This is a genomic window from Pseudomonas lopnurensis (genome assembly GCF_015070855.1).
In the GTDB taxonomy this organism is placed as follows: Bacteria; Pseudomonadota; Gammaproteobacteria; order Pseudomonadales; family Pseudomonadaceae; genus Stutzerimonas; species Stutzerimonas lopnurensis.
In genome coordinates this window covers 30073-35098 of the sequence record NZ_JADDIX010000094.1, presented here as the reverse complement: position 1 = coordinate 35098, position 5026 = coordinate 30073, and the positions used below count along the sequence as shown (strand labels likewise).

The following is a 5026-nucleotide window of genomic DNA, read 5'->3' as shown; positions in this document are numbered from 1 at the left end:
TCAACGGCGGCGGTCCCAGAGCATGCACTGGGTCAAGAAATGTCCGTTGCTATCGTCGCTCAACCTCGCGGTTCTTCGTTCAACCGTTCCAGCTCGCGACGGACCATGGCGGTGTATTCCGGCGGGGCGAGCTGATACAGCTCGGTGGCTACCCAGGGGAGCCAGCGTGGACCCAGCGCGTCGCGTCGGGCCAGCAGCCGTTGCGCTTCGGCGATGGCGCGGGCGGCGTTGCGCGCATGGAAATCTGCTCGGCTCATGGCCATCTCCTGTCTGGTGCGGGCGTCTGGATAGCAGGGGGCAGGTCTTGGTAAAGCCTGGCGCTCGCGTTAGTCTCGGCGGTCCATCCGCTCAGCGAGACGACCCCATGCCGGTGCGTGTGAACTTCAAGGACAAGATCTCCCGTCAGCGCCCCTATGGCAAGGTGGAAGCGGGCCTCAAGGCCAGCGACGGCGATCTGGGCGCGGTGATCGATCAACTGGAGAGCGACCGCGGGCGGATCATCAACTCGGCTGCCGTGCGCCGCCTGCAGCAGAAGACCCAGGTCTTCCCGCTCGAGCGCAACGCTGCGGTGCGCAGCCGCCTGACCCACTCGCTGGAAGTGCAGCAGACCGGCCGCTTCATCGTGCGCACGCTCTACAAGCAGCTCGGCGCCAGGGCGGCCGACTACGGCCTGGATGGCCTGGAAGGCGCCCTGGAAAGCCTGGTGGAAATGGCCTGCCTGATGCACGACATCGGCAATCCGCCGTTCGGGCATTTCGGTGAATACGCCATCGGCGCCTGGTTCGCGCGCCATCTGGACGAGCTGTTCGCCGCCGCCGTGCCGCCGGGGCAGGGCGATGGCGAATTGCGCGCGCGAATGCTCGTCGACCTCAAGCAGTTCGAGGGCAACGCCCAGGCGATCCGCCTGGTGGTTTCGTTGCAGCGCTTGAACCTGACCTACACGCAGACCGCCGGGCTGCTCAAGTACGTGCGCCCGGCCTATGCGCCGAAGCCGCGGAAGGGCAGCCCGGGCGCCTACCTGCAGAAGAAGCCGGGGTTCTACCTTTCCGAGGAGCCTTTCATTCGCGACTTGCAGGCGGCACTCGACCTGCCGCCGGGCACGCGCCACCCGCTCGCCTATGTGATGGAGGCGGCCGACGATATCGCCTACTGCCTGGCGGATATCGAGGATGCGGTGGAGAAGGGCATCTTCAGCATCGAACAGCTGGCGCAGCTGCTGCTGGCCAAGTTTGCCGAGCACGGCTCGCCCGACGCGCCGATTCCCGGCCCCGAGCGCAGCTTCCGCAGCATGGTCAACTATGCGCTGGAACGTGCCGGGAAGGAGCCGATCAACAAGGTCGGCGAGTTCTTCATCTGGCTGCGGGTGAACATGATCCATCCGCTGGTGCAGCATGCCGCGCGGCAATTCATCGACAACATCGAGGCGGTCTACCACGGCACGCTCGATCGCGCGCTGCTGGAGGACGACAGCCTGCCCAACGCCATCGTGCAGACCTTCAAGGACGTGGCGATGGACCGGGTGTTCTGCCACCGCGAGGTGGAAACCCTGCAGCTGCAGGGCCATCGCATTCTCCAGGGGTTGCTGGATCACTACGCCCCGCTGTTGCGCGTTTCGCCGGCGATCTTCCATGAACTCACCGTGGGCAACTGCCGCCAGGAGCCGCACCTGCAGATGCTGGCGCGGCGTTTGCCCAACCAACTGGTCAAGGCCTATCACGAAGCGCTCAAGGATCATCCGCAAACCTCGGCGGATCGGCCGTTGTGGGAGTTCTACTGCCGCAATCGCATGCTGCAGGACTTCGTCAGCGGCATGACCGATCAGCTCGCCCAGGACGAGTACCGCGCGTTGTCGGCGCTGTAGCCGCACGGTTCGCGCGAGGGGTACGGCTTTCGTATGTTGAGTAGGCGATAAATAAGCAGGTTGCAGCGATGAAGCCCAACGCATCATGGCAATGACTGTTGGGCTTCGCTGCGCTCAGCGCCAACCTACCGGTGTGCAACTCCTGCAACCCGTAACGGGGGACATAGCCTTTTCGTAAGGTGCGCATAGCGCATCCTGCGTCGGGACCGTGTCGGGGAAGCGCTCCGCGCGCCTCGATCGCGCATCCGGTCGCTTCGCTTGGTACGCACATTGCTATGCGCTGGTGCAGCAGTTGGCGTGAAAGCCCTCGAATGGCGCACGCACGAAGTCCGGATATTTCTATAACTTATTGAAAAATAAGGTTATTGACGCAATTGGTGCGTCAATGCTCCGGCTTCGCGGCTGCAGGTGACGGTGAGTGGCTGTGCCTGAATGATGCATTTCAGTGCGTCATGCGGAGGCCTCTTTCCGTTTTGGTGCGTTCTACCCGGTGAGGCTGTAGCAATCGAATGGAAAACCTCGACAGCGCTGTGGAAACCCTGATCCACGGCTCGAATACGCTCTTCATCCTGATGGGCGCCGTCATGGTGCTGGCGATGCACGCCGGCTTCGCCTTTCTCGAAGTCGGCACCGTGCGGCTGAAGAATCAGGTCAATGCGTTATCGAAGATCATCATGGATTTCGCCGTATCCGCGCTGGCCTATTTCTTCATCGGCTACTGGATCGCCTACGGCGTGACCTTCATGCAGCCGGCCGAGCAACTGGTGGCCGATCATGGCTACGGTCTGGTGAAGTTCTTCTTCCTGCTCACCTTCGCCGCGGCGATCCCGGCGATCATCTCGGGCGGCATCGCCGAACGCGCACGCTTTGGCCCGCAACTGTGCGCGACCCTGCTGATCGTCGCCTTCGTCTATCCGTTCTTCGAAGGGATCATCTGGAACGGCAATTTCGGCCTTCAGGGCTGGCTGGAGCACCGTTTCGGTGCAGGCTTCCATGATTTCGCCGGCTCCGTCGTGGTGCATGGCATGGGCGGCTGGCTGGCTTTCGGGGCGGTGATCCTGCTCGGCCGGCGCAACGGCCGTTATCGCGATGGCCGCCTGGTGGCGTTCGCGCCGTCGAACATTCCGTTCCTGGCGCTGGGCTCGTGGATTCTCATCGTCGGCTGGTTCGGCTTCAACGTGATGAGCGCCCAGACCATCGAAGGCATCAGCGGCCTGGTGGCGGTCAATTCGTTGATGGCGATGGTGGGCGGTACCGCCGCGGCCTGGCTGGTCGGGCGCAACGACCCGGGGTTTCTGCACAACGGCCCGCTGGCCGGGCTGGTGGCGATTTGCGCCGGTTCCGACCTGATGCATCCCGTGGGTGCGCTGGTCACCGGTGCGCTGGCCGGGGCGCTGTTCGTCTGGGCCTTTACCGCGACGCAGAACCGCTGGAAGATCGACGACGTGTTGGGTGTTTGGCCGCTGCACGGTCTTTGCGGCATCTGGGGCGGTATTGCCTGCGGCATCTTCGGGCAACAGGCGCTGGGCGGACTCGGCGGCATCAGCCTGGCCAGCCAACTGGTCGGCAGCGCACTGGGCACGCTGGTGGCGCTCGTCGGTGGCTTCCTGGTCTACGGGCTGCTCAAGGTTTCGTTGGGTATCCGGCTGAGCCAGGAAGACGAATACAACGGCGCCGACCTCTCGATTCACCGGATCGGCGCGCTCAGCCACGACTGAGCGCTCAATAGCCCCGCGTGCGCTGCACCCGGTGCGCCAGCGGGCGGTCGTCGCGCAATGCCTGCAGGTTCTGCGCGACGATCCGCGCGGCGCTGCGCAGGTCGGTCGCGGCGGCTACGTGCGGCAGCAGCATCACCTTCGGGTGATGCCAGAACGGGTGATCCGCCGGCAAGGGTTCGCTGCGGAACACGTCGAGCACGGCCTGGCCGACCTGGCCGTTGTCCAGCGCCCGCAGCAGGTCCGCTTCCACGACGTGCGCGCCGCGCGCCAGGTTGACCAGCCCGGCGCCGGGACGCAGGGCATCGAAGAAGCGCTGATTCAGCAGGTCGGTGGTCTGCACCGTCAGTGGCAGCAGGTTGATCACGATATCGCTGCGCCCCAGCAGCGCCCACAACGCCGCCATGCCGCTGTGCAAAGGCATGCCTTCGACGCTGCCGCCATGCAGGTTCCAACCCTCCACGCGATAGCCCAGGGCGAGCAGGCGCCCGGCGCAGGCGCGCCCCATCTGGCCCATGCCCAGCAGCGTCACCTGGATCTCGTCGGCGCGTCGTTGCGCCAGCGGGCGCCAGGTGCCCGTGTGCTGCTGGCGTGCGTAAGCGAAGAAGTCGCGGTGCAGCGAAAGAGTCGCCCAGAGCGCGGTTTCGGCCATGGCGGCGTTCATCGCCGGATCGACCATGCGCGTGACCGGCACATCGGCAGGCAGGCTCGGATCGGCCAGCAGGCGGTCCACGCCGGCCCACAGTGACTGGATCAGGCGCAGGTTCGTCAGGCCCTGCAGCGAGCCGGGCAGGGGATTGGCCACCACGGCTGCGTCGATCCGCGCGGCGATCTCCGGCGTGGCGCTCAGATGCCAGCGGGCATCGGGAAAGGCCTCCTGCAGTGCCGCGCGCCAGGCGTCCCTCTCGTCATCGTCGAAGCTGCCGCAGAGCAGTATGTCCATGGGTTCGTCGTTCCTCCGTTCGCGTCGTTGCCGCGGAACTGTAGTCAGCCGCGCGGCCTCTGAATGTTCATGCATTGGAACACGTGCAGCACGTGCTTTCAGCCTTGTCTCAAGCGCATGGAGGACACCATGGAACTACCCAACAAAGACCTGGGCACCCTGTTCGATCAGCTCGGCCTGGCGTCCGACCCGGCCAGTATCGATGCCTTTATCGCCACGCATTCGCCGTTGCCGGAAGGCGTCAGGCTGGCCGATGCGCCGTTCTGGAACGAGTCGCAGCGGGCGCTGCTGCGGGACGAATGGATAGAGGATGCGGAGTGGGCGCCGATCGTCGACGAACTCAACGTGCGGCTGCACGAGCGGTAGGCTGTGCCCAGCGGACGGCCGCCGTAGCGTCGATGATCGCCAGCAAGCCGGCTCTCATCAAACCTAAAATAACCATTTGTTTTTATTGGATAAATTTTAGAGATTTCGCCAGTTCGCAGGGTGGGCAACGGCGAAGCCTTG

The 5026-nt window shown here is 64.6% G+C and carries 5 protein-coding genes; 3 read left to right on the top strand and 2 right to left on the bottom strand.

From position 1 onward, the window contains the following. Positions 1–59: 59 nt before the first annotated feature. On the bottom strand, positions 60–257 hold the full coding sequence (locus tag IN820_RS19950) for a hypothetical protein (RefSeq protein ID WP_193682636.1): 198 nt from the start codon (positions 255–257) through the stop codon (positions 60–62). Positions 258–364: 107 nt separating this feature from the next. Between IN820_RS19950 and dgt the strand changes: the two genes are divergently transcribed. Both dgt and IN820_RS19940 read left to right on the top strand, forming a co-directional pair. Continuing rightward, positions 365–1861, top strand: coding sequence for a dGTPase (dgt, locus tag IN820_RS19945; protein WP_193682635.1), 1497 nt, complete (start codon positions 365–367; stop codon positions 1859–1861). Positions 1862–2370: 509 nt separating this feature from the next. Further along, positions 2371–3579, top strand: coding sequence for an ammonium transporter (locus IN820_RS19940; RefSeq protein WP_193682634.1), 1209 nt, complete (start codon positions 2371–2373; stop codon positions 3577–3579). A 4-nt stretch (positions 3580–3583) separates the two neighbouring features. Here the strand turns inward: IN820_RS19940 and IN820_RS19935 are convergent, their stop codons facing one another. Beyond that, positions 3584–4519, bottom strand: coding sequence for a 2-hydroxyacid dehydrogenase (locus IN820_RS19935; protein WP_193682633.1), 936 nt, complete (start codon positions 4517–4519; stop codon positions 3584–3586). Positions 4520–4648: 129 nt separating this feature from the next. On the opposite strand from IN820_RS19935, the gene IN820_RS19930 reads away from it, so the two are divergent. Further along, positions 4649–4885: a DUF2789 domain-containing protein gene (locus tag IN820_RS19930; RefSeq protein WP_193682632.1), complete on the top strand. Its 237-nt coding sequence runs from the start codon at positions 4649–4651 to the stop codon at positions 4883–4885. The last annotated feature ends 141 nt before the right edge of the window (positions 4886–5026 follow it).

Bases quoted from the DNA above. Each gene is read 5' to 3' on its own strand.
- IN820_RS19935 (WP_193682633.1), bottom strand. From the start codon at position 4,519: ATGGACATACTGCTCTGCGGCAGCTTCGACGATGACGAGAGGGACGCC.
- IN820_RS19950 (WP_193682636.1), bottom strand. From the start codon at position 257: ATGAGCCGAGCAGATTTCCATGCGCGCAACGCCGCCCGCGCCATCGCC.
- IN820_RS19930 (WP_193682632.1), top strand. From the start codon at position 4,649: ATGGAACTACCCAACAAAGACCTGGGCACCCTGTTCGATCAGCTCGGC.
- IN820_RS19940 (WP_193682634.1), top strand. From the start codon at position 2,371: ATGGAAAACCTCGACAGCGCTGTGGAAACCCTGATCCACGGCTCGAAT.
- dgt (WP_193682635.1), top strand. From the start codon at position 365: ATGCCGGTGCGTGTGAACTTCAAGGACAAGATCTCCCGTCAGCGCCCC.